General features: G+C 69.9%; 22 protein-coding genes. 10 read left to right on the top strand and 12 right to left on the bottom strand.

From position 1 onward, the window contains the following. Window positions 1–210: 210 nt before the first annotated feature. The gene (gene alc / locus OHA61_RS06930) at window positions 211–1,329 is read right to left on the bottom strand and encodes an allantoicase (protein WP_406307296.1); all 1,119 of its coding nucleotides are present in this window, start codon (window positions 1,327–1,329) and stop codon (window positions 211–213) included. Then, window positions 1,326–2,669 carry an allantoinase AllB gene (gene allB / locus OHA61_RS06935; RefSeq protein ID WP_406302250.1) on the bottom strand — a complete coding sequence of 448 codons (1,344 nt, stop codon included), beginning with the start codon at window positions 2,667–2,669 and terminating at the stop codon, window positions 1,326–1,328. The genes alc and allB overlap by 4 nt, the downstream gene beginning before the upstream one ends. A 337-nt stretch (window positions 2,670–3,006) precedes the next feature. Between allB and OHA61_RS06940 the strand changes: the two genes are divergently transcribed. Beyond that, window positions 3,007–3,807 carry an IclR family transcriptional regulator gene (locus OHA61_RS06940; protein WP_406302251.1) on the top strand — a complete coding sequence of 267 codons (801 nt, stop codon included), beginning with the start codon at window positions 3,007–3,009 and terminating at the stop codon, window positions 3,805–3,807. Window positions 3,808–3,884: 77 nt separating this feature from the next. Here OHA61_RS06940 and OHA61_RS06945 read toward each other — a convergent pair whose 3' ends face one another. Further along, window positions 3,885–4,451 (bottom strand): TetR/AcrR family transcriptional regulator, encoded by a 567-nt coding sequence (locus OHA61_RS06945; RefSeq protein WP_406302252.1) that lies wholly within the window; start codon window positions 4,449–4,451, stop codon window positions 3,885–3,887. 92 nt (window positions 4,452–4,543) lie between these two features. Here OHA61_RS06945 and OHA61_RS06950 point away from each other — a divergent pair, with 92 nt between their 5' ends. Beyond that, complete coding sequence (locus OHA61_RS06950; RefSeq protein WP_324985372.1) at window positions 4,544–4,963, top strand: nuclear transport factor 2 family protein; 420 nt, start codon at window positions 4,544–4,546, stop codon at window positions 4,961–4,963. 23 nt (window positions 4,964–4,986) lie between these two features. Here OHA61_RS06950 and OHA61_RS06955 read toward each other — a convergent pair whose 3' ends face one another. Together OHA61_RS06955 and OHA61_RS06960 are read right to left on the bottom strand one after the other, a co-directional pair. Continuing rightward, window positions 4,987–5,679 (bottom strand): ABC transporter ATP-binding protein, encoded by a 693-nt coding sequence (locus OHA61_RS06955; RefSeq protein ID WP_406302253.1) that lies wholly within the window; start codon window positions 5,677–5,679, stop codon window positions 4,987–4,989. Then, window positions 5,676–6,755, bottom strand: coding sequence for an ABC transporter permease (locus OHA61_RS06960; RefSeq protein ID WP_406302254.1), 1,080 nt, complete (start codon window positions 6,753–6,755; stop codon window positions 5,676–5,678). The genes OHA61_RS06955 and OHA61_RS06960 overlap by 4 nt, the downstream gene beginning before the upstream one ends. A gap of 110 nt (window positions 6,756–6,865) precedes the next feature. On the opposite strand from OHA61_RS06960, the gene OHA61_RS06965 reads away from it, so the two are divergent. Beyond that, window positions 6,866–8,050, top strand: coding sequence for a sensor histidine kinase (locus OHA61_RS06965; RefSeq protein ID WP_406302255.1), 1,185 nt, complete (start codon window positions 6,866–6,868; stop codon window positions 8,048–8,050). Next, the gene (locus OHA61_RS06970) at window positions 8,047–8,679 is read left to right on the top strand and encodes a response regulator (protein ID WP_406302256.1); all 633 of its coding nucleotides are present in this window, start codon (window positions 8,047–8,049) and stop codon (window positions 8,677–8,679) included. Before OHA61_RS06965 ends, OHA61_RS06970 begins: the two co-directional genes overlap by 4 nt. A gap of 38 nt (window positions 8,680–8,717) precedes the next feature. On the opposite strand, the gene OHA61_RS06975 is transcribed toward OHA61_RS06970, so the two are convergent. Together OHA61_RS06975 and OHA61_RS06980 are read right to left on the bottom strand one after the other, a co-directional pair. Then, window positions 8,718–9,032: a DUF5955 family protein gene (locus OHA61_RS06975; RefSeq protein WP_406302257.1), complete on the bottom strand. Its 315-nt coding sequence runs from the start codon at window positions 9,030–9,032 to the stop codon at window positions 8,718–8,720. A 120-nt stretch (window positions 9,033–9,152) separates the two neighbouring features. Further along, a complete protein-coding gene (locus OHA61_RS06980) occupies window positions 9,153–11,051 on the bottom strand; it encodes a serine/threonine-protein kinase (protein ID WP_406302258.1) in 1,899 nt (632 codons plus the stop codon). Window positions 11,052–11,217: 166 nt separating this feature from the next. Between OHA61_RS06980 and OHA61_RS06985 the strand changes: the two genes are divergently transcribed. The 4 genes from OHA61_RS06985 (at window position 11,218) to OHA61_RS07000 (ending at window position 15,420) form a co-directional block, all read left to right on the top strand. Further along, window positions 11,218–11,835: an NTP transferase domain-containing protein gene (locus tag OHA61_RS06985; protein ID WP_406302259.1), complete on the top strand. Its 618-nt coding sequence runs from the start codon at window positions 11,218–11,220 to the stop codon at window positions 11,833–11,835. 217 nt (window positions 11,836–12,052) lie between these two features. Next, window positions 12,053–13,675: a malate synthase A gene (aceB, locus tag OHA61_RS06990; RefSeq protein WP_406302260.1), complete on the top strand. Its 1,623-nt coding sequence runs from the start codon at window positions 12,053–12,055 to the stop codon at window positions 13,673–13,675. Between the two features lie 400 nt (window positions 13,676–14,075). Further along, on the top strand, window positions 14,076–14,936 hold the full coding sequence (locus OHA61_RS06995) for a helix-turn-helix domain-containing protein (RefSeq protein WP_406302261.1): 861 nt from the start codon (window positions 14,076–14,078) through the stop codon (window positions 14,934–14,936). Between the two features lie 46 nt (window positions 14,937–14,982). Next, window positions 14,983–15,420 (top strand): hypothetical protein, encoded by a 438-nt coding sequence (locus tag OHA61_RS07000; protein WP_406302262.1) that lies wholly within the window; start codon window positions 14,983–14,985, stop codon window positions 15,418–15,420. A gap of 267 nt (window positions 15,421–15,687) precedes the next feature. On the opposite strand, the gene OHA61_RS07005 is transcribed toward OHA61_RS07000, so the two are convergent. Then, entirely contained in the window at window positions 15,688–15,888 is a 201-nt protein-coding gene (locus tag OHA61_RS07005; protein ID WP_406302263.1) for a DUF397 domain-containing protein, read from the bottom strand. 318 nt (window positions 15,889–16,206) lie between these two features. After that, window positions 16,207–17,157, bottom strand: a complete 951-nt coding sequence (locus OHA61_RS07010; protein ID WP_406302264.1) for a fibronectin type III domain-containing protein — start codon at window positions 17,155–17,157, stop codon at window positions 16,207–16,209. A gap of 399 nt (window positions 17,158–17,556) precedes the next feature. On the opposite strand from OHA61_RS07010, the gene OHA61_RS07015 reads away from it, so the two are divergent. Then, window positions 17,557–18,369 carry a CAP domain-containing protein gene (locus OHA61_RS07015; protein ID WP_406302265.1) on the top strand — a complete coding sequence of 271 codons (813 nt, stop codon included), beginning with the start codon at window positions 17,557–17,559 and terminating at the stop codon, window positions 18,367–18,369. 45 nt (window positions 18,370–18,414) lie between these two features. Here OHA61_RS07015 and OHA61_RS07020 read toward each other — a convergent pair whose 3' ends face one another. The 3 genes from OHA61_RS07020 to OHA61_RS07030 are packed head-to-tail and all read right to left on the bottom strand — an operon-like array spanning window position 18,415 to window position 20,722. Further along, window positions 18,415–19,719, bottom strand: coding sequence for an ATP-binding protein (locus OHA61_RS07020; RefSeq protein ID WP_406302266.1), 1,305 nt, complete (start codon window positions 19,717–19,719; stop codon window positions 18,415–18,417). Continuing rightward, on the bottom strand, window positions 19,716–20,408 hold the full coding sequence (locus tag OHA61_RS07025) for a response regulator transcription factor (RefSeq protein WP_406302267.1): 693 nt from the start codon (window positions 20,406–20,408) through the stop codon (window positions 19,716–19,718). Before OHA61_RS07025 ends, OHA61_RS07020 begins: the two co-directional genes overlap by 4 nt. A gap of 53 nt (window positions 20,409–20,461) precedes the next feature. Further along, window positions 20,462–20,722, bottom strand: coding sequence for a hypothetical protein (locus tag OHA61_RS07030; protein WP_406302268.1), 261 nt, complete (start codon window positions 20,720–20,722; stop codon window positions 20,462–20,464). On the opposite strand from OHA61_RS07030, the gene OHA61_RS07035 reads away from it, so the two are divergent. Next, window positions 20,712–21,017, top strand: a complete 306-nt coding sequence (locus OHA61_RS07035; RefSeq protein WP_406302269.1) for a hypothetical protein — start codon at window positions 20,712–20,714, stop codon at window positions 21,015–21,017. The genes OHA61_RS07030 and OHA61_RS07035 overlap by 11 nt on opposite strands. The last annotated feature ends 43 nt before the right edge of the window (window positions 21,018–21,060 follow it).

Consider the following 21,060-nt stretch of genomic DNA (forward strand, 5'->3'; position numbering starts at 1 on the left):
GAGGCGGGGCCGCGTTCCTTGCGACGGCGGGGTGGCGCCTGCGGCGGGCTTGTTCCCCACCCCGCCCCTTCCCGTAACCAAGGGGCTCCGCCCCCTGGACCCCCGTATGCGGCCTTCGGCCGCATGTCCTCAAACGCCGGACGGGCTGAAATGTGCGGCCGAGCCGCACCTCCAGCCCCGCCGGCGTGTGGGGAACAAGCCCCGCAGGGATCAGCCCCCCAGTTCCTGGTGCCGCGCCACCAGCGCGCCCGCCCCCTCCGCCGTCAGTGAACCGAACAGCCGCAGCCGCGAGATCCCCCCGTCCGGGTATATGTCCACCCGCACATGCGTCCCCACCGCCGGAGCCCCCAGCACAAACCGGTGATTCGTGTCCGGCTGCAGCCGCGTCCGCTCCAGGATCTGCGTCCACTCACCCGTCTCGCCGTCGCGGAGCGAAACCGACGCCCAGCCCGCGCTGTTGCCTTTGAGATAGGCCGTGTCGATCTCGACCGCGCGGATCTCGGCCTGCGCCACCAGCTGGTAGCGGATCCAGTCGTTGCCCTTGTCCCGGCGACGGCGCGTTTCCCAGCCGTCGTCCATCTTGCGGGAGCGGCCGGGCTGGATGGTGTTGGTGGCCGGGGAGTAGAAGCGGTCGGAGGCGTCCTCGACCTGGCCGCCGTTCTCCAGGGCCACGAGGTCGAAGGTGCCGAGCACGCCGAGCCACTCGGGGTCGGGCGCGACCTCGCCGTGGACGCGCAGGCGGGCGATGCCTCCGTCGGGGTGCTGGTTGACGCGCAGGTGCGTGAAGCGCTGCTCGACGTCGACGGCGAAGCCGTTCGCCGCGTGGCCGCCGATGGCCGTACGCGGCACGAGCGTCGTCCACTTCACGTCGTCGGCGAGTAGCTCCTCGGGCGAGGGGGACCCGGCCACCGCGGTCGCCTCGACCGAGACGGCCTGCGGGTAGTTGCCACGGAAGTGGGCGGTGTCGATGACGATGCCGCGTACGACGCCGGGCGCTCCGAGGCGTACGAGCGCCCAGTCGTGGTCGTCGTCCGTGGGGTGCGGCTGCTCGGCCGAGATGCCGCGGCGGCGGCGGGTCTCCCAGCCGTCCATGATCTTGCCCTTGTGGCCGAAGTGCTCGGGGTCGAACTCCGCGGCCTCGGGCTTGAGCATGTTCTCGCGCTCGGCGAAGAACTCGTCGTTGGCCGCGATGACGCCCGCGCCGAGCCGCCGGTCGGCGAGGTCGGCGTAGTGCGTGAAGGGGAAGTCGGCCGTGCGGTAGTCGGCGTACGGGTCGCCGCCGCCGAACGGGCGGGCGTCACCGGTGAAGGAAGGGATGGACACGGTCAGTTGTTCCTTTCGAGCAGTCGGCCGGTCGGCTCGGCCAGGGTGCCGTTCTCCACGATGCGTTCGCCGCGCAGCCACGTCGATCTGACGACTCCGTGCAGAGTCTTGCCCGCGTAGGCGGTCACCTGGTTGCGGTGGTGGAGTTCGGCCGGATCGACGGTGAAGGTCTCGTCGGGCGCGAGGACCGCGAAGTCGGCGTCGCGTCCGGCCTCGATCGCGCCCTTGTGGCCGAGCCCCGCGAGCTGCGCGGGCGCGGCGGACATCCAGCGGACGACGTCCTGAAGGCTGTGCCCTCGCTTGCGGGCCTCGGTCCAGATGGCGGGGAGGCCGAGCTGGAGGGAGGAGATACCGCCCCAGGCGGTGGCGAAGTCGGGGGTCTTGAGGTCAGTGGTGCACGGCGAGTGGTCGGAGACGATGCAGTCGATGGTCCCGTCGGCCAGGCCCTCCCACAGGGCGTCCTGGTTCGCGGCCTCGCGAATCGGCGGGCAGCACTTGAACTCCGTTGCCCCGTCCGGGACTTCCTCGGCCGTGAGGGTGAGGAAGTGCGGACAGGACTCGACGGAGATCTTCACGCCCTCGCGCTTGGCGGCAGCGATGAGCGGCAGCGCGTCGGAGGAGGACAGGTGCAGTACATGTACGCGGGCGTCGAGCCGCTTGGCGTGTGCGATCAGGCCTTCGATCGCGGTGTTCTCGGCGTCGCGCGGCCGGGAGGCGAGAAAGTTCGCGTACGCGGGTCCGGGCTCCTGCGGCGCCGCGGCCAGATGGTGCGGGTCCTCGGCGTGCACGATGAGCAGTCCGCCGAATCCGGCGATCTCCGCCATCGACCGGGCGAGCTGTTCCTGGTCGAGCTCGGGGAACTCCTCCACGCCGGACGGCGAGAGGAAGCATTTGAAGCCGAAGACTCCGGCGTCGTGCAGCGGCCGCAGGTCCTTCACATTGGAAGGGATCGCGCCGCCCCAGAAGCCGACGTCGATGTGCGCCTTGCTGCGCGCCACCTCCTGCTTGGTGGCGAGGTTGGCGACGGTGGTGGTGGGCGGGAGGGAGTTGAGCGGCATGTCCAGCAGGGTGGTGATGCCTCCCGCCGCGGCCGCGCGGGTGGCGGTCCAGAAGCCCTCCCACTCGGTGCGGCCGGGGTCGTTCACATGGACATGGGTGTCGACGAGGCCGGGGAGCAGGACGTCGTCCCCGAAGTCCTCCAGCCGGGCGCCGGCCGGCACCTCGGCGTCGTACGGCAGCACCGCCGCGATCTTCCCGGCGGCCACGGCGACCGATGCGGGCCGTGTGCCGTCCGGGGTGATCACACGCGTCGAGCGCAGTACCAGCTTCACGTCCACATTGGACACCCGTGCCCCTCACTTCCGTTCGGTACGGCGGACCGTCCAGCGGACCGCACCGCGAAATTCAACGAACTGTTGAAGGAGTCTTCACTCCGCGGTCCTCGCCGTCAAGACCTGCTCGTTCCGGCCGGAGGGCTTGGATATTTCCACAAAGTGGAAGTAGAATTTCGCAAAGCAGAAGGTGGCTTTCGCCGAGCAGACCAGCAGGGGACCATGGGAAGTGACTGCCGAGACGCGGACAAACGCCCGCTGACCGGCATGGACGCCCTCACGACACCAGTGTGCCCGACCGGGACGCCCGGTACGCTGCTCACTTGCCCGCCTGCCCGAAAGGACCGTTGACGTGCCAACGTCCAGCGCCAGCTCCACCGACGCCGCCAAGCCCGCATCCAGCGGCGGCGTGCAGTCACTGGAGCGCGCCTTCGACCTGCTCGAGAGAATGGCCGACGCGGGCGGCGAGGTCGGGCTGAGCGAGCTCTCCGCCAGCAGCGGTCTGCCGCTGCCCACCATCCACCGGCTGATGCGCACGCTGGTGGCCTGCGGCTACGTACGCCAGCAGGCCAACCGCCGCTACGCACTCGGCCCCCGGCTGATCCGCCTGGGAGAATCGGCGTCCCGGCTGCTCGGCACGTGGGCCCGCCCCTATCTCGCCCGGCTGGTCGAGGAGACGGGCGAGACGGCGAACATGGCGCTGCTCGACGGCGACGAGATCGTGTACGTCGCACAGGTGCCCTCCAAGCACTCCATGCGGATGTTCACCGAGGTCGGCCGGCGCGTGCTGCCGCACTCCACGGGCGTGGGCAAGGCGCTGCTCGCGCACACCCCGCCGGACGAGGTACGCGCGCTGCTCGCCCGTACCGGCATGCCCGCGGCCACCGAGAAGACGATCACGACACCCGAGGGTTTCCTCGAAGCGCTCGAACAGGTGCGGCACGCCGGTTACGCGGTCGACGACAACGAGCAGGAGATCGGGGTCCGCTGCCTCGCGGTCTCGGTGCCCAACTCCCCCACGGCGGCGGCGGTTTCGATCTCCGGTCCCGCCGGCCGGGTCACCGAGGCGGCCACCGAGAAGATCGTCCCGATCCTCCAGGAGGTCGCGAAGGACCTCTCAACGGCTCTGGCGAACACGGCGACGCAAGGCTGATCCTTCAAGCGACACCACCCGCGCCCTGCTCCCTCGGCTCCGTGCCGCAGGTGCAGGGCGTTCGGCTTTCCGTTTCGCTACGAGCGGCCCGCCTCCAGCAGCACTCGGGCGGCCTCCTTGGCCTGCCCCGCCGTCGTACTGCTTCCCGTTATGGCGGCCGTCGTGATCGCGCCCTCCACCAGCAGCAGGAGAGGCCCGGCCAGCGAGGCGGGACGACCCGCTGCGGCCACCAGGCCCGCGAGATAGCTCCGTAGCGCGTCAACATGATCGCGGGCCGCGGCCGCCACCGCGTCCGATGTGGCGCCCAGCTCCCCGAAGGAGTTGACGAAGGCGCAGCCGCGGAAGTCGGGCTCCTCGAACCACGACTGCAGCCAGTCGAAGACGGCGAGGATCTTGTCCTCCTCCGGGGCGTGGGCGGGCCGGGCGTCGACATGGCTCGCCAGCGAGGCCCGCCAGCGTGCGTCACGCCGGCGCAGATATGCCTCCACCAGCCGCTCCTTGGAGGGGAAGAGCTGGTAGAGACGCTTGAGGGACACCCCGGACTCGCCCCGGATCTCGTCCATCCCGACCGTCTGCAGCCCTCGCGCGTACAGAAGCGTCTCGGCCGCGTCGAGCACGCGGGTCTGAAGTACTGCGGCTTCCATGTCAGCCCTCGCCTTGCGTGAGAATCACCATTCTCCTACGCTACTGCACACCGAGGAGAACGCACGTTCTCTCCTTTCCGAAGGGGATATCCATGACTGCTAAGAGGCTGCCCGTCCCGCCCTTCACCGCCGAGACCGCCCAGCAGAAGGTCCGGGCGGCCGAGGACGCCTGGAACAGCCGGGACCCCGAGCGGGTCGCCCTCGGCTATACCGAGGACTCCGAGTGGCGCAACCGCGATGTGTTCCTGTCAGGGCGCGCGGAGATCGTCGAGTTCCTGAGCGAGAAGTGGCGATGCGAGCTCGACTACCGCCTGCGCAAGGAGCTGTGGGCCTTCACCGACAACCGCATCGCGGTCCGCTTCGAGTACGAGTGGCGCAACGACGAGGACCGGTGGTTCCGCAGCTACGGCAACGAGAACTGGGAGTTCGACGAGAACGGTCTGATGCGGCGCCGGTACGCGAGCATCAACGACCTCCCCATCGCGGCGGACGAGCGCCGTATCTCTCTCTGAGACAGTCGCGGACGGGGTCCGGCTCAGCCCGCCACCGGCAGCGCCGCGAGCCTCCCGTCCGCCATCGTGACGGTGCGGTCCGTCCGCTCCAGGTGTGCCCGGTCGTGGGTGACCAGTACGGTCGCCGTCCCCCGCTCCCGGGTCAGGGCGCCCAGCAAGTCCAGTATCGCCGCGCCCCGTTCATGGTCCAGGGCGCTCGTCGGCTCGTCGACCAGCAGGACGGCGGGCTCGTTCATCAGCGCCCGGGCGATGTTCACCCGCTGGCGCTGGCCGCCCGAGAGCTGGTGCGGACGGCGGTGCGCCTCTCGGGCGAGGCCGACCGCGTCCAACAGCTCCAGGGCCCTGGCCCGCGCCTGGCGCACTCTGTCTCCGGACAGATGGGCCATCACCTGGAGCTGCTCGGCCGCCGTCAGGGACGGCAGCAGATTGGGCTGCTGGAAGACGATGCCGATGCGCTCGCGCCGCAGCGCTGCCTGACCCGCCCGGTCCAGGCCCGCCGTGTCCGTACCGTCGACGACGACCCTGCCCCGGTCGGGGGTGACCAGGGTCGCCGCGACCGCCAGCAGGCTCGACTTCCCGGAGCCGGACGGGCCGACGACGGCGGTGAGCGAGCCCGCCGTGACCTCCAGCGAGACGGAGTCCAGCGCGGTGAGCCGCCCGTCGCCGTCGGGGTAGGTCAGTGTGATGTCGTCGAGCAGCAGGTTCGCGGAGGTCATCGTGCGCTCCCGAGGGCGGTCAGAGGATCGACGGCGGTGATCCGCCGGATGGACAGGGCCGCTCCGAGGACGCCGAGGACGATCATCACGGCGGCGGGCAGCAGCACGGTCGGCGCGGCCAGTTCGAACGGCACGTCACCGCCGCCGATCAGCGCGCCGATCGCGGCCGCCAGAGCCGTACCGAGGAGCGTTCCGGCGGCCAGCATCGTCACCGCCTGCCCCAGCGCGTCCCCCAGCAGATACGGCGTCGAGGCACCGAGCGCCTTCAGCACGGCGATGTCGGCGCTGCGCTGGATCGTCCAGACGGTGAAGAAGGCTCCCGTGACCAGGGCGCTGATGACGAAGAGGAAGCCACGCATCAGCTGCAGCGAGCCGTTCTCGGCCTGGTAGGAGCCGATGGCGGTGAGCGCCTCGTCGACGCCGAGGGTCTTCGTACCGACGGCCTTGTCGACGGCGGCGAGGTGCGCGCCGTCCGCTGTCGTGAGTGCGATGACGGTGGCCTGTTCCAGCGTCGCGGTTCCGGAGTTCCCGATCCGCTGCCAGTCGTCGAGCGCCGTCCACACCACCGGCGTATGGCTGAAGGAGGCATCGCCCTCGACCGCCGCGACGGTCTCCTCCAGGCTGCCGATCCTGACGCGGTCGCCCGCGCCGACGCCCAGTTCCCTCGCCGCATTCCCGGAGAGGACGACACGGCCCGGCGCGAGGCCCTGCGGCGCGAGCCCGGAGTCGGGCTCCACGCCGAAGGACGACACGGCGGCGCTACGGTCCCCGGCGGTGGCGTTCAGCGTACGGATGCCGAGGGGGTGGGCACCCGTGACGCCGGGCTGCCTCGCCCACCTCGCCCACTGGCCCTCGTTCACGGACGAGTTGGTGAAGGACACCGGCCGGCCACCGGGCGGGGCGGCGAAGGCGATGTGGTCGGCGGGCAGGCCGGTGACGGCCGAGGTGTTCTCCCGGGCCAGCCCGGCGGTCAGCCCCGACAGCAGGCCCACCAGCAGCGTGATCAGCACGACCACTGTGCCCATCAGGGCGAACCGGCCCTTGGCGAACCGCAGATCTCTCCATGCGACGAACATGGGCACAGCCTCGGGCACGGGCCCCACGCGAACATCGCGCCGCGGTGCGTACTCACATCAATCCTTTGATTGACCTCGCGCCCGCGCACCCCGCTTACGCTGGGACGACCATGGATTCCCGCCCCCTCACCCCCGTCCTGCGCGTGCTGCGCCTGTGCCTGCACGCGCTGCTTGGCGGTCTGCTCACGCTCGCCGCGATACGGGCCGTGGCGGACGGCGCCCCGCACGCGTACGCCGTCGTGGCGGCCGCCGCCGTGATGGCGGCGGTGTACGCGGCCGGTGTGCTGAGCCCGGCCGTGCACCGCTCGCCGCGGGCCGCCGCGCTCTGGCTGTCCGCACTCGGCGCGGCCTGGCTGGCGCTGCTCGCCCTCTCCCCCGACGGCCTGTGGGCCGCCTTCCCGCTGTACTTCCTGCTGCTGCACCTGCTGCCGGTGCGCTGGGGGCTGCCCGCGGTCGCCGTGACCGCGGGCGCCGCCATCGGGAGCTTCCTGCTGCACGGCAGGACGGTCACCCCGGGTACGTTCATCGGGCCGCTGCTGGGTGCGGCCGTCGCCGTCGCGACCGTGCTCGGCTATCGGGCGCTGTACCGGGAGAGCGAGAGCCGGCGCGAGCTCATCGAGGAACTGGTCTCCACCCGGGCTGAGCTCGCTGAGGCGGAGCACCAGGCCGGGGTGCTGGCCGAACGTGAGCGGCTGGCCCGGGAGATCCACGACACCCTCGCCCAGGGACTGTCCAGCATCCAGCTGCTGCTGCGCGCCGCCGAGCGGACCCTGCCCGAAGACGCTCCGGCCGCCCCGCATGTACGCCGGGCCAGGCAGGCCGCGCAGGACAACCTCGCCGAGGCACGCCGTTTCGTACGCGCCCTCACGCCGCCCGACCTGGAGCACGGCTCGCTGGCCGGGGCACTTCAGCGGCTGTGCGCCACGGCGCCCGGGCCCGCCGTCCGGTTCGGCGTCAGCGGTACGCCCGTCGAGCTGCCCACTCCGTACGAGGTCGCCCTGCTGCGTACCGCGCAGTCGGCGCTCGCCAACACCGTGCGCCATGCCGCCGCGGGCCGGGCCGAGATCACGCTGAGCTTCATGGACACCTCGGTCTCACTCGACGTGGTCGACGACGGCCGGGGCTTCGACCCGACGACGGCGGCGCCGGTGCCGGACGGGGACGGCGGTTTCGGGCTGCCCGCGATGCGGTCGCGGGCGCGGTCGCTCGGCGGAACGCTCAGCGTGGAGTCGGCTCCGGGCCAGGGCACGGCGGTCGCGCTGACTCTGCCGCTTCCGGCGGAGGTCACCGTATGAACGCGCCGATCCGACTGCTGCTCGCCGACGACCATCCCGTCGTACGGGCGGGGCTGCGGGCGGTCCTCGACACCGAGCCCGACTTCGCCGTCGTCGCGGAGGCGGCCACCGCGGAACTGGCCGTCGGCCGGGCCGCCGCGGGCGGCGTCGACGTGGTGCTGATGGACCTTCAGTTCGGCCCGGGGATGCACGGATCCGAGGCGACTGCGGCGATCAGCGCGCTCCGGGACGCGCCGCGCGTGCTGGTCCTCACGACGTACGACACGGATGCGGACATCCTGGCGGCGGTGGAGGCGGGCGCGGCCGGCTACCTCCTCAAGGACGCACCCCCCGAGGAACTGGCCGCGGCGGTCCGTACGGCGGCAGCGGGCCGGTCTGCGCTCGCCCCGGCCGTGGCGCACCGGCTGATGGACCGGATGCGGATGCCTTCGCAGGCGCTGACGAAGCGGGAGCTGGAGGTGCTGCAGCTGGTGGGGGACGGTCTGTCGAATCTGCAGATCAGCAAGGAGCTGTTCCTGAGCCAGGCGACGGTGAAGTCCCATCTGGTGCATATTTACGCGAAGTTGGGTGTCGACTCGCGGACGTCGGCGGTGGCTACGGCCAGATCCCGCCGCCTGATCCGCGGCTGAACATGGCCGGTGTTTGACAACTGAGGTGCTGCACCCAGTTACTGGCCCGGCACCTCGCCGAACTGGTCGACCGCCTTCCGTACCCCCATCAGCGCCGGCGCCAACGCGCTCACCGACCCGATCGCCCCCGCGATCAGCAGCAGGGAGCGCCGCATCCGCGGGATCTCGGGGTCGCCCGCCGCCACCATCGCGGCCAGCACGGCCAGTTCATCCTCGGCAATGCCCCGGTCGGAGAACTCGCCCGGATGACACGCCAGTTCGCGGCGGAGCCGGGAGACGGCGGATCTCAGCGCCGTCTCCCTCGGGTCCTCGTCGCTCTCTGCCACCCGCGTCTGCCCTACGCTCCGCAACAAAGCCCGCCCCCTCGCAGGTCCTCAATGTCGTTCGGCGACCGTCAGCAGTTGGCCGGACACTGAGGGTCGCGGGGCAAGCTACGCCATCCGATGCGGTACGCGCCACTCCGCGGACGGAATTCAGGACTTCGGCTGTACGGAGTCCATCGCACCGCGCCAGACCGTCACATCGACGGTCATGTAGTGGCTGGGATCCGATTCGGGCGACCTTCCCTGGTAGGTCACCAGGCCGACGTTCCCCGTGTCACTGAGCACACAGAACTTCGCGCCCTTCGACAGATTCTTGATCTCGAGCAAAGTGGCGAACCGGGTCTCACTCTTGCAGGTCGCCAGGTCGGCGCTCTGGCCCGGGCCCAGGAGGATCAGTTTTGCGTTCCTGGCTTCGATCGTGCCGATGTAGTACTCGAGCTCGAAGTCGAGGCTGCTGGCGCCTTCACTCGCTATCGGCTTGACCGGCTCGTCGCCGAGGCTGATGCCGTAGTCGTCCGTCACGTTGAGGCCGTTGTACGTCTTGGGCTTCGGGTCCGCGACCGGTCGGGAGGGCTTGGTGGACTTGTCGCCGCCCGCGCTGTCAGTGGCGCCGTTCCCGCTCGTGTCCGACGTGCTGCCGCCCTTGTCCTGGCCCTGGGACTGGCTGCCCTTGTCCTTGTCGTTGCCGGACGTTGCGACGTACACGCCCCCGCCGACGAGCGCGCCGAGCACCAGCGTGATGATGACGGCGGTGGCGAGAGCGCTGCTCTTCTTCTTGGGCGCGCCGGGCGGGAACTGCCCGGAGGCCGTCTGGTAGGGCTGCACCGGGTACGGCTGCGGGGGGCGGACGTGCTGGGGCGCGGTATGAGCGTGCGGGGTGGCATGCGCCTGCGGGTAGCCGTAGGTCGGGTTCTGGGGCGGCGGGCCGAAGCCGGGCGGCGGAGTCGCCGGGGCGGAGGCCGCGGTGGGCGGCGGAACCGGAGCGGGCGACTGCATCTGAGCCTGGCCAGCGGTCTGCGTGGGCGCGTAGTGCGGCGACTGGACCGGCGGCTGCTGGACGGGAGCCTGCGCGGCAGCCTGGGTGGGCGGGTGGGCCGGAGCCGGGGCCTGTCCGGCCGGAGGTGTCACCGGCGGCGCAGGCGCCGCCGTGCGCGTGGTGATCTCGGCCGCCACCGCGCCCGGCAGCCACTCCTCGGGACGCCTCAGCACCGTTTCCGCATTGGCGGACTGGCAGATGGTGAGCAGCTCGGCGACCGACGGCCGGGCCTCGGGGTCCTTGACCAGGCAGCGGGTCACCAACTCCCGTAGCTGCTCGGGGAGTTCGGTGAGGTCCGGCTCCTCGTGGACGATCCGGTAGAGCACACCGTGTGAAGTGCCCTCGCCGAAGGCCGCCTTGCCGGTGGCCGCGTACGCCGCGACCTGGCCGAGGGCGAAGATGTCGGTGGCCGGGGTGACTTGGCTGCCGGCCGCCTGCTCGGGGGCCATGAAGGACGGGGTGCCGATGGTGACGCCGCTGCTGGTGAGCGACGTCGCGTCGGCGGCCCGGGCGATGCCGAAGTCGATCACGCGCGGACCGTCCGAGGCGAGCAGCACGTTGGCGGGCTTGAGGTCGCGGTGCACGATTCCCGCTCCATGGATGACATGGAGCGCCTCGGCGATTCCGGCGACCAGCAGCAGCACGGTCTCCACCGGCAGCTTGCCGTGCTCGTGGACCGCGTCGGCGAGCGAGGGCCCGGGGACGTAAGCCGTGGCGAGCCAGGGCTGTTCGGCCTCGGCGTCGGCGTCGATGACCGGTGCGGTGTACAGGCCCTGCACGCGCTGCGCGGACTGCACCTCCTGGGCGAACCGGCGGCGGAACTCCGCGTCCTGGGCGAAGTCGGGCCGGATCACCTTGATGGCGATGGGACGGCCGCCGGGCGTGTACGACAGGTACACCTTGCCCATGCCGCCCGCGCCGAGCTTGGCTGCGAGCTTGTATCCGGCGACGTGCTTCGGATCGTCTTCGGCCAGAGGCTGGAAGACCGTTCCCTCGTGTGCGCGCCCACTCATCGAACTCTCGTCCCCCATGCCGAACTTCAGTATCGGAGGGCACCTTATCCAAGGCTCGCCCCGCTCTCCACGTCGGACGACCGGTGGCGCCCGCTCGGTTGCGGAACACGGCCGGCGGGCCGTGAATCGCTCGGCACTTCGACCGGATATGAGGTAAGGAGTCCTTATGGCACACCCACTCCCCCAGCCATCGAAGGAACCGGTCGTTGCCGGTCTGCTGCTCGCCGCGGGCGGCGGTCGGCGGCTCGGCGGACGCCCGAAGGCGCTGCTGACGCACCGGGGCAGGCCGCTGGTCGAGCACGCGGTGCGCGTGCTGCGCGAGGGCGGCTGCGCTCCGGTGCATGTGGTGCTGGGTGCGGCTGCCGACCGCGTACGCAAGGAGGCAGATCTGTCCGGCTGCGTACTGGTCGACAACCCCGACTGGGAGGAGGGCATGGGCTCTTCGCTGCGCGCGGGTCTTCGGTCGCTGTCCGCCACGGCGGCGGACGCCGCGCTTGTCTCGCTGGTGGACCAGCCGGGGATCGGCGCCGATGCGGTGGCCCGCGTGCGGGCCGCACACCGCTCCCGTGAGTCGCTCGCGGCGGCCGCGTACGGAGGCGAGCGCGGCCATCCGGTTCTCTTCGGCGCGGGGCGCTGGCAGGAGATCACGGCGAGCGCGGTCGGCGACCGCGGTGCTCGCGCCTATCTCAAGGAGCACGAGTCCTCGCTCGCGCTGATCGAGTGCGGCGATGTGGCCGAGGCGTACGACATCGACACGGCGGCGGATCTGGCGCACCTTGAGTGAACGGCGTGGCACTCAGCGCCATGGTCTGTCGACCCAGAGAATCTCGATATCAACAAACCATTGAACTTCCACCATGAGGAAACTACTATCCACTGGTCAGAAGCGCCCGACACCCCAGACGGCGCCCGCGACCGTACCTCGGCTCTTGCGGCACCGAGTGCCGTAACCGCACGCCCGGCGGCCGTCAGGCACCGCCCGCTGAAGGAAGTGACAGCTCATGTCCGCACCAGCGCCGTCCCCGCTGGCCATCGTCGAAGCCGAGCACCTGCCCCGGCAGGAAGAGGTCCTCACCGAGGCGGCCCTCGCCTTCGTGGCTGAGCTGCACCGGCGGTTCACACCGCGGCGTGACGAGCTTCTCGCCCGCCGCTCCGAGCGCCGCGCCGAGATCGCCCGTACCTCCACCCTGGACTTCCTCCCGGAGACCGCCGCGATCCGCGCGGACGACTCATGGAAGGTCGCCGCGGCCCCCGCGGCGCTGAACGACCGCCGGGTGGAGATCACCGGACCCACCGACCGCAAGATGACCATCAACGCCCTGAACTCCGGCGCCAAGGTCTGGCTCGCCGACTTCGAGGACGCCTCGGCCCCCACCTGGGAGAACGTCGTCCTCGGCCAGCGCAATCTGATCGACGCCTACGAGCGGAAGATCGACTTCACCGACCCGAACTCCGGGAAGACATACGCCCTGCGGCCGAACGAGGAGCTCGCGACCGTCGTGATGCGCCCGCGCGGCTGGCACCTCGACGAGCGCCACCTGCAGTTCGAGGGCCGTCCGGTCCCGGGCGCGCTGGTCGACTTCGGCCTGTACTTCTTCCACAACGCCCAGCGCCTGATCGACCTCGGCAAGGGCCCGTACTTCTACCTCCCGAAGACGGAGTCGTACCTGGAGGCTCGCCTCTGGAACGACATCTTCGTCTTCGCGCAGGACTACGTCGGCATCCCGCAGGGCACCGTCCGCGCGACCGTCCTGATCGAGACGATCACGGCGGCGTACGAGATGGAGGAGATCCTCTACGAGCTCCGCGACCACGCGGCCGGTCTCAACGCGGGCCGCTGGGACTACCTTTTCTCCATCGTCAAGAACTTCCGTGACGGCGGCGAGAAGTTCGTGCTCCCGGACCGCAACGCGGTGACGATGACCGCCCCCTTCATGCGCGCGTACACCGAACTCCTCGTCCGCACCTGCCACAAGCGCGGCGCCCACGCCATCGGCGGCATGGCGGCCTTCATCCCCTCCCGCCGCGACGCCGAGGTCAACAAGGTCGCCTTCGAGAAGGTCAAGGCCGACAAGGACCGCGAGGCGGCCGACGGCTTCGACGGCTCCTGGGTCGCCCACCCCGACCTGGTCCCGATCGCGCTGGCCTCCTTCGACGCGGTGCTGGGCGAGAAGCCCAACCAGAAGGACCGGCTGCGCGAGGACGTCTCGGTGGCGGCCGGCGATCTGATCGCGATCGACTCCCTGGACGCCAAGCCCACGTACGAGGGCCTGCGCAACGCCGTCCAGGTCGGCATCCGCTACATCGAGGCATGGCTGCGCGGCCTCGGCGCGGTCGCGATCTTCAACCTGATGGAGGACGCGGCGACCGCGGAGATCTCCCGCTCCCAGATCTGGCAGTGGATCAACGCGGGCGTCGTCTTCGAGAACGGCGAACTCGCCACCCCGGAGCTGGCCCGCAAGGTCGCGACGCAAGAACTGGCCGCGATCCGCGCGGAGATCGGCGAGGAGGCGTTCGCCTCCGGCAAGTGGCAGCAGGCGCACGATCTGCTGCTGCACGTCTCGCTCGACGCCGACTACGCGGACTTCCTGACGCTCCCCGCGTACGAGCAACTGACCGGCTGACCAAGCTGGTTCACTCGCATCCGCCCCCAGTGCCGCAGAGCACCGGGGGCGGGTCCGTTTTCGCCGCCGTCCCCGGAGCCGCCCGCACCTGTCGCGGCGGCTCCGGCGGGGCACTACTGGTCGGCCTTCTCCCTCGTAGCCGCCGTTCCCGCCTTCTCGGAGTGCCCAAGGGTCCGGCCCGGCGCCACACGGTCGCGCGTGACTCCGCTGTGGACCGCCGGCATGGAGCCGACTCAGCATGCGCGCCGGGACCCTCGCCTGCAACTAAGGGTGGAGTGTCATGCACATGGCTTTTAGCTCCTACCTGTTCGGTGGAGGCATAATGCATAGAGCTGATAGCTAGAAGTTGTTGGTGCATGGCCGGAGGAGATCAGGGTACGTGCACGAAGAAGGAGCGGCGATGACACCCCCTGTAGATCCCAGTCTTAACCGGCGCAAACTGCGCATTACCCTGCGCCAGGCACGCGAACGTGCGGGCCTGACCCAGCGTGAGGCCGCCGAGCGAGTGGAATGGTCGCAGTCCAAACTCATCCGTGTGGAGACGGGTACGGTCAGCGTCTCCGTCAGCGACTTGCGCGCGCTGATGGAGCTCTACGGGATCACCGACAGCTCAATGGTTGCGGAGCTGGAGGAAGCGGCCCGGGGAAGCAAGGGACCCAGCTGGTGGTCTCGTTTCCACGATGTCCTTACCCCGCAGTTCGCGCAGTACTTGGGGTACGAGAGTGCTGCGGCCAGCCTGCATACCTACCATCCCATCGTGGTGCCCGGTCACCTGCAGACCGACAGTTACGCGGCCGCACTGCTCGCGCCCCGCGGCCTCGACGCCGACCGAGCCGAGCGCGTGGTCGAACTCAGAATGACGCGGCAGTCGCGGATGTTCGACGGTACGGATCGGCTTACCGCCGCGTTCGTTCTGGACGAGGCTGCCGTGCGGCGTCAGATCGGCGGAAGAGCTGTGATGGAGGAGCAGCTTCAGCAACTCCTGGATTTCGGCGCTCGAACGGACGTGGCGATCCGGGTGCTGCCTTTCGAAGCTGGAGCCCATTACAGCACTCTGGGCAGCTTCGTCCTGCTCGGCTTCACGGACGACGACGACCTGCTGTATCTGGAACACGCAGCCGGCAGCATGACCGGCGGCGAAGACCTGGAACTGCTGGCGCGTTATCAGGAGTGCTTCGAAACGATCACGGATCTGGCGCTGGGCGAAGCCGAGTCGCTTGACCTGATCGGCCGCATCAAGCATGACCTCGGCGCGGTCTAGGTCTGCGGTGCCAACTGCCAGTGGTGGAGCCAGGGGGAGGACCGACGTGGCCAGGTCAATGCGGCAGCGTCTTGGCGAGCTGTTGCTCACTTACGCGCAAGGGGCAAACCAGGCTGGTTTCACCGACGAGGAGCTCAAAGCACAGGCCAGCCAGAACGCCGACCACACAGAGCACCTGATCGACATAGAAAACGCCCGCGCCAGGGCCAAGTTCAAGGTAGTTGCCCTAGTCCTCGTCGCAGCCCTCGTCGCACTCGCTCTCATACTCGGCGCTGCGCTGTTCGTGATTCAGGCGGTCGGCAAACTGGAAGTCCCCTGGGCGCGCATCGGTATGGCAGCGCTCAGCGTGGTGGGCGCCTCCATCACCGCTGGCATCAGCTGGTGGGCCAAGCGCGCATGGACACGGCGACGGGACAGGCTTACCTCGGAGAACCCGCCTTCGGGGCGTACGGAAGACGATCATAACCCTGTGGGGACGCAGTGAAGGAGTGAGTCGCCCGCCAAAGCCCCGCACCCACCGACACAGCCAGAGCGACGACCACCCACAAGACCCGCTTCACAAGTACGCTTTCGACCAACAGGGATGCAGCGGCAGCAGCGACTGTGGCCATCGCTCCCGCAGCGAGAAAGAAGGCTACGAGACCACCTACAGCAGCGGATCGTCGCCGGACCTTGTGCGTGGAAGGCTGCACGGAAGAATCTTCAGTGTCCATAAGGGCCCCACACCTCCTGCCGACGGTCTGTAAGAAAGTCACTGGCCTTCTAACTTCCCTTGTGTCACGGCGCGGAGAAAATCCGCCCAGGCAACGGCGGTGAATTGCAGCACAGATGCGGTGGGCGCTTTCGCGTCGCGGGCGAGTATGTGTTCCGCTTGCACGGCCACCTCCACGCACTCCGTCTCATTGCCGCAGGCGCTGCTCCTACACCACAAGGGTTGCCCCCCATGCACCACCGCAGTCCTCCCGATCCCCCGATCCGCCCCAGATGATGCCCTTCGATCGTAGTGGACGGTTGCGCACTACCGCAGGCAAGTAACTAAAAGCACAGAGTGATGATCACCTGAAGTGCCTGGAAAGCTACAAGGAGCTACCAAGTGTCAGGGTAGGGGCGCTCGACTATGCGCGCCATACGAGATCCGGCCGAGCCGACGTACGACAGGTGAGCAGTCGGCCCCGAAGCCAACCAGCCTGCGCACGGGCCTCGTTCGCCACCCCGCGACCACGCAACGGCGTCGGTGCCTAAGTGTCACCCACACGCCGGCCGCAGCAGCTCAGCGGACCACCACCGTCCGCTGCGCCGAGAAGTCGCCCCACTTCCCGTCGGGGAGCTTGGCCCGGAGTTTGATGCTGTAGCGGGTGCCCGGCTTGTCCGTGACCGTCATGGTGTACGTCGCCGTCCCGGCGGGAGGCTGCGCGCCCCAGACGATGGTCGTGGCCAACTTCCCGTTCAGGAACAGCTGATGCTCCTTGACCGGACCACCGGTCTGCGGCGGCGTCCAGCTCAGCTCGATCTTCCCTTTCCGGGCGGTTGCTTGCAGCCCGGTGGGCGCAGTGCTGGGTGGCGCCCCGGTTGCGGAGGGCGTGGTGAGATCGACGGCGTTGCTGTCGGCGGACGACTTCTCGGCGGCGTCGCGCGCCCGGACGGTGAAGGTGTAGACGGTTCCCGGCCGAAGTCCGTTGATGTGCGCGGTCGTTTCGTTTCCGCTCACGCTGTGGATCCGGGAGTCCTCCTGGTAGATGTCGTACGAGGTGATGCCGACGTCGTCCGCGGCCCGCACCCAGGACAAGGTGGCCGCACGGCTCCCGTCGGCCCGGACGGTGAGCTTCAGCGGTCGCGAGGGCGCGAGATGGTCCTCGGGTGTGGGAGCCGGCGTAGTGATGGCTACAGCGGCACTGGGCTTCGAGAGGTTCCCCGCGGCGTCGCGCGCCCGGACGGTGAAGGTGTACGAGGTCTCGGGTGTCAATTGGTCGATGTCGACCATGTTCCTGGTGGCCGGGAGCGTTTTGACCCTGGCGCCCTTCTGGAATACCTCGTAGCCGGTTACCGCCTTGTTGTCGGTGGCCTGGTTCCACATGACGTGGACGGAGGTGGCGCTGCCCGCCTGGGCGGTCACCCCGGCGGGTGTCGTTGGGCTTTCGGTGTCCTTCTCCCCGCCTGCGCAGGCAGTGAGGGCAAGGATGGCCGCGCAGGTCAACGCGGCGGGTGTGGGGGGACGTTGCACGGTCTGACCTCCGCGGACGACGGCAATGGTCCAGACCTATATGGCACAACTCCGGCCCGCCCACAAGGGGTCAGCAAGTGCGGTGTCAGGCCCTGGCCGTAGAGTCCTGCCGTCCCGTCCGGCACGGAAACCGGTGCCCGCGACCGCCCTGCCCGTCTGAGCGCGACGGCAGCACACGGTCGGCTCGCCTCGATCGCGCTGACGGTGAGTATCCGACGTATCCGGCGTAGCCGACGGAAGTCTTAGGGCTTTCTTAGGGCTTCTTGAAGAAGACCTTCCGAACGCCGTTCCCGGCCCCGGACACCCATACGCTCTTGCCAACCCCCCACACCCGGTGGGCGCGATCGCGCGCCTGCCGGGGTTTTCCCGAGCTCGACACACTCCCGAGGTGTTGCACGTATGGGTTCCCGAAGAGCCGATCGCCCCCAGCCCCGTTCCCACGCCCGCCCCAAGAACGGGCTGCGGGCGCGCAATGTCGTTCTGGCGCTCGGTGCGATCACCGTCACGACGGGCGTCGGCGTCACCCTTGCCATGGGCGGCGGCAACAGCGGCTCGGCGGGCAAGGTTACGACGGATGCGGCCGACCTTCCCGGACTGGCGGACGGCCAGGCCGCCGCGGGGAGCGCGTCGCCCCTTACCTCTCCCTCGGCGATACCCAGCGCCACCGCCTCCCCGAGCCCGCGTGTCACGGCTTCCGCCAAGCCGAAGCGGACGGCGACGGCGACCCCGACGCCGACCGTGCAGTCCAAGAGCGGGAGCGGCGCCGGTGAAGCGAGTCGGCCGACCACGCGGTCGGGCAGCGGCTCGGGCGACAGCGGCGGGTCGTCGAACGGCGCCGAGGCGCAGGTTCTCGCGCTCGTCAACAAGGAGCGCGCGTCGGCCGGTTGCTCGCCGCTGACCTCGAACGCGAAGCTCACCAAGGCCGCCGACGACTACAGCGACGTCATGGCCGACTCGGGCGTGATGTCCCACACCGGGCCGGACGGATCGACGATGGCCGGCCGCGTCGAGGCGGCCGGATACGCCTGGTCCACGCTGGGCGAGAACATAGCCCAGGGGCAGTCCGACGCCGCCGCCGTCATGGACGCGTGGATGAACAGCCCCGGCCACCGCGCCAACATCCTCAACTGCTCCTTCAAGGAGATAGGCATCGGCGTGCACTTCGGCGACGGTGGCCCCTGGTGGACCCAGGACTTCGGCGCAAGCCGGTAGCCGGTAGCGCCGGTAGCCAGAGCCGCTGACAGCTATCGGGTCCGGCTACAGCTCGTCGCCCGCCAGCCCGAAGGACACCCGCACCCGGGCTCCGCCCATCGCCGAGCGGGTGATCTCCAGCTCCCCGCCGGCCGCGGAGGCCGCGCGCGCCACGATGTCCAGGCCGAGGCCCGTGGAGCCGCCGACGCTGACGCCCCGGGTGAGCGCGGCGTCCGGGTCGGCAACGCCGGGACCCGCGTCCTCGACCGTGAGCAGCACGTGCCGGTCGGTGCGCTCCACGCGTACGGCGAAGTTAGTGCCCTGCGGAGTGTGCCGGAAGACGTTCCCGATCAGGGCGTCCACGACCGCGGCGAGGTCGTCCTCGGGGAACCGTACGGGCGTCCGGCGCGGCGTGAAGGACCGTTCGTACAGCCGCTCCTGCTGGGTGGCGAGCACCGACCAGAACTCGAGCCGCATCGCCACCACTTCGGTCAGCTCGCAGCGGTGCGCCGGAATTGTCCCGTTCACCGGGCCTGCGGCCAGCGGGGTGCGCGCGGCGGTGATGATCGAGTCCAGTTCGCTCTCCAGCTGCGCGACGGCCTCCGTGATCCGCCGGGCGCCCGGTGAACCACCCAGCAGATCCGCCTCCAGGTACAGCGCGGTCAGCGGGGTCCTGAGCCGGTGCGAGAGATCGGCGACCATCTCCCGCTCGATGGCGAGCAGCTCCACGACCCGGTCGGCCATGGTGTTGAACGCCGCACCGGCTTCCTGGAGCTCCGGCGGACCGTCCGGATCCACTCGTACGTCGAGGTCCCCCGACCCGAGGGCCAGCGAGGCACGCTTCAGGCTCCTGGAAGAGCGGACGACCCTGGCGCCCAGCCGGTCGGCGACCAGCACCGAGCCGCCCACCAGGCCGAGCGCGAGCAGCGACATGACGCCCCACGAAGCCCACACGCCCCGGGTCAGATCCCCTGCGGGCACGTACGCCTCGACGACCGCCACCCGGTTCTCGGCGAGGACGACGGGCTGGAGATAGACCCAGCCCTCGGCGGTGTCGAGCGCCAGCGTCTCCCGCTTGCCCACCGCGCGTTTCAGCGCCTCCTGCGGGGCGTGCAGGGTGCCGACGAGCCCACCGTCCGGGAGCCGTACGGCGAGCCGATCGTCCGAGCCCAGGCCCGAGACCGCCTGCTGCACATCGGCGCGTCTGGTGGTCAGGGCGAGTACGGGCGAGAGAGCCGCCGCGCGCTGCTCGGCGGCGGTGGTCACCCGGTCCCGGGCCTGTTCGCGTACGAGCAGGGCGAGCGGGACGAGAAAGGACAGCGCGACCATCAGCGTCGCGGCCAGGGAGATCCCTGCGAGGGCGCGTCTCATGACGGCGAGGCGACCAGCTTGATCCCGATACCGCGTACTGTGTGCAGATAGCGCGGATGCGCGGCCTTTTCACCCAGCTTCCTGCGCAGTGCCGAGAGATGGACATCGACCGTCTGGTCCTCGAGATAGGGCTGCTGCCACACCTCGGCGAGTATGCGCTTTCGGGATATGACCTGGTCGGCGTTCTGCGCGAGGTAGGCGAGCAGGTCGAACTCCCGCCGGGTCAGGGAGAGTTCGCCGCCGTCGAGGTGTGCGGTTCGGGCCAGCGGGTCGATCCTGAGACCGGCGACCTGGAGGACCTGCTGCCGGTTGCCGTCGTCCGCGGCCGGCCCGGACCGCCGCAGTACGGCCGCGAGCCGGGCCGCGAGCTGGCCGCCCGAGAAGGGCTTGACCATGTAGTCGTCGGCTCCGGCGTTGAGGAGCCTGATGACCTCGGTGTCGTCGTCGCGGGCCGTGGCGACCAGTACGGGTACCCGCGAGATGCCCCGGATCATCCGCAGCACGTCCAGACCGTCCAGGTCGGGCAGTCCGAGGTCCAGCACGACGATGTCGGGCGCGCCCTGGGTGATCTGCCGCAACGCCTCGAAACCCTGGTGAGCGGTCTGCACCGCGTACCCGTGTCCGGTGAGGACCTCGATCAGCGCGGCCCGGATCACTGGGTCGTCCTCGACGACAAGTACGGAGGCCATGAGCAGGCACGTTAGCGGGTCCGCCAAGATGGTGTCGTGTCCCGGTACCTGCGCTACGTGCTCATCTGGCTGTCCTGCACGGCGGCCAGCGTCACGGCCGTCATGATCACGGTCCATTTCGTCGTGGGCTCGACCAGGCCGACGGCGCCCGTCGCCCAGTCGGCGGCGAAGGACTTCACCGCCCCCTCGCCGCAGGCCTCGGCGACTCCCAGCGCCTCCCCGAGCCCCGAGCCCACCCCGAGCCGGTCGACGCCCAGGCCGAAGCCGCCCAGGAAGACCGAAAGACCCCCCACAGCGTCGCCCGTGACCCGCACGACTCCCCCGCCTTCACCGGAGCAGTCCGGGGCGAACCCGGGCGGCGAGGGCTGCGAGGAGGGCGGCTCGGGCGTGCACACCATCACGTCCCAGGGAGGGAAGGCCACCGTGCGCTACGGAAGCGGCGGGGTGTGCCTCATCTCGGCGGTGCCGAGCCAGGGCTTCACGGCGAGCACCACACAGAGTGCGCCGGACACTCTGACGGTGACGTTCGCGGGCGAGGGGCATCGCTCTGAAATCACGGCATCGACCGTTCCCTCGGACCGGGCCAGCGTGCGGGAGACGTCCTTCTGAGCGCGTCCTGATTTTCTGAGGGCGTCCCGGACCTCGGACGACC

It is taken from the genome of Streptomyces sp. NBC_00885 (assembly GCF_045207475.1).
In the GTDB taxonomy this organism is placed as follows: domain Bacteria; phylum Actinomycetota; class Actinomycetes; order Streptomycetales; family Streptomycetaceae; genus Streptomyces.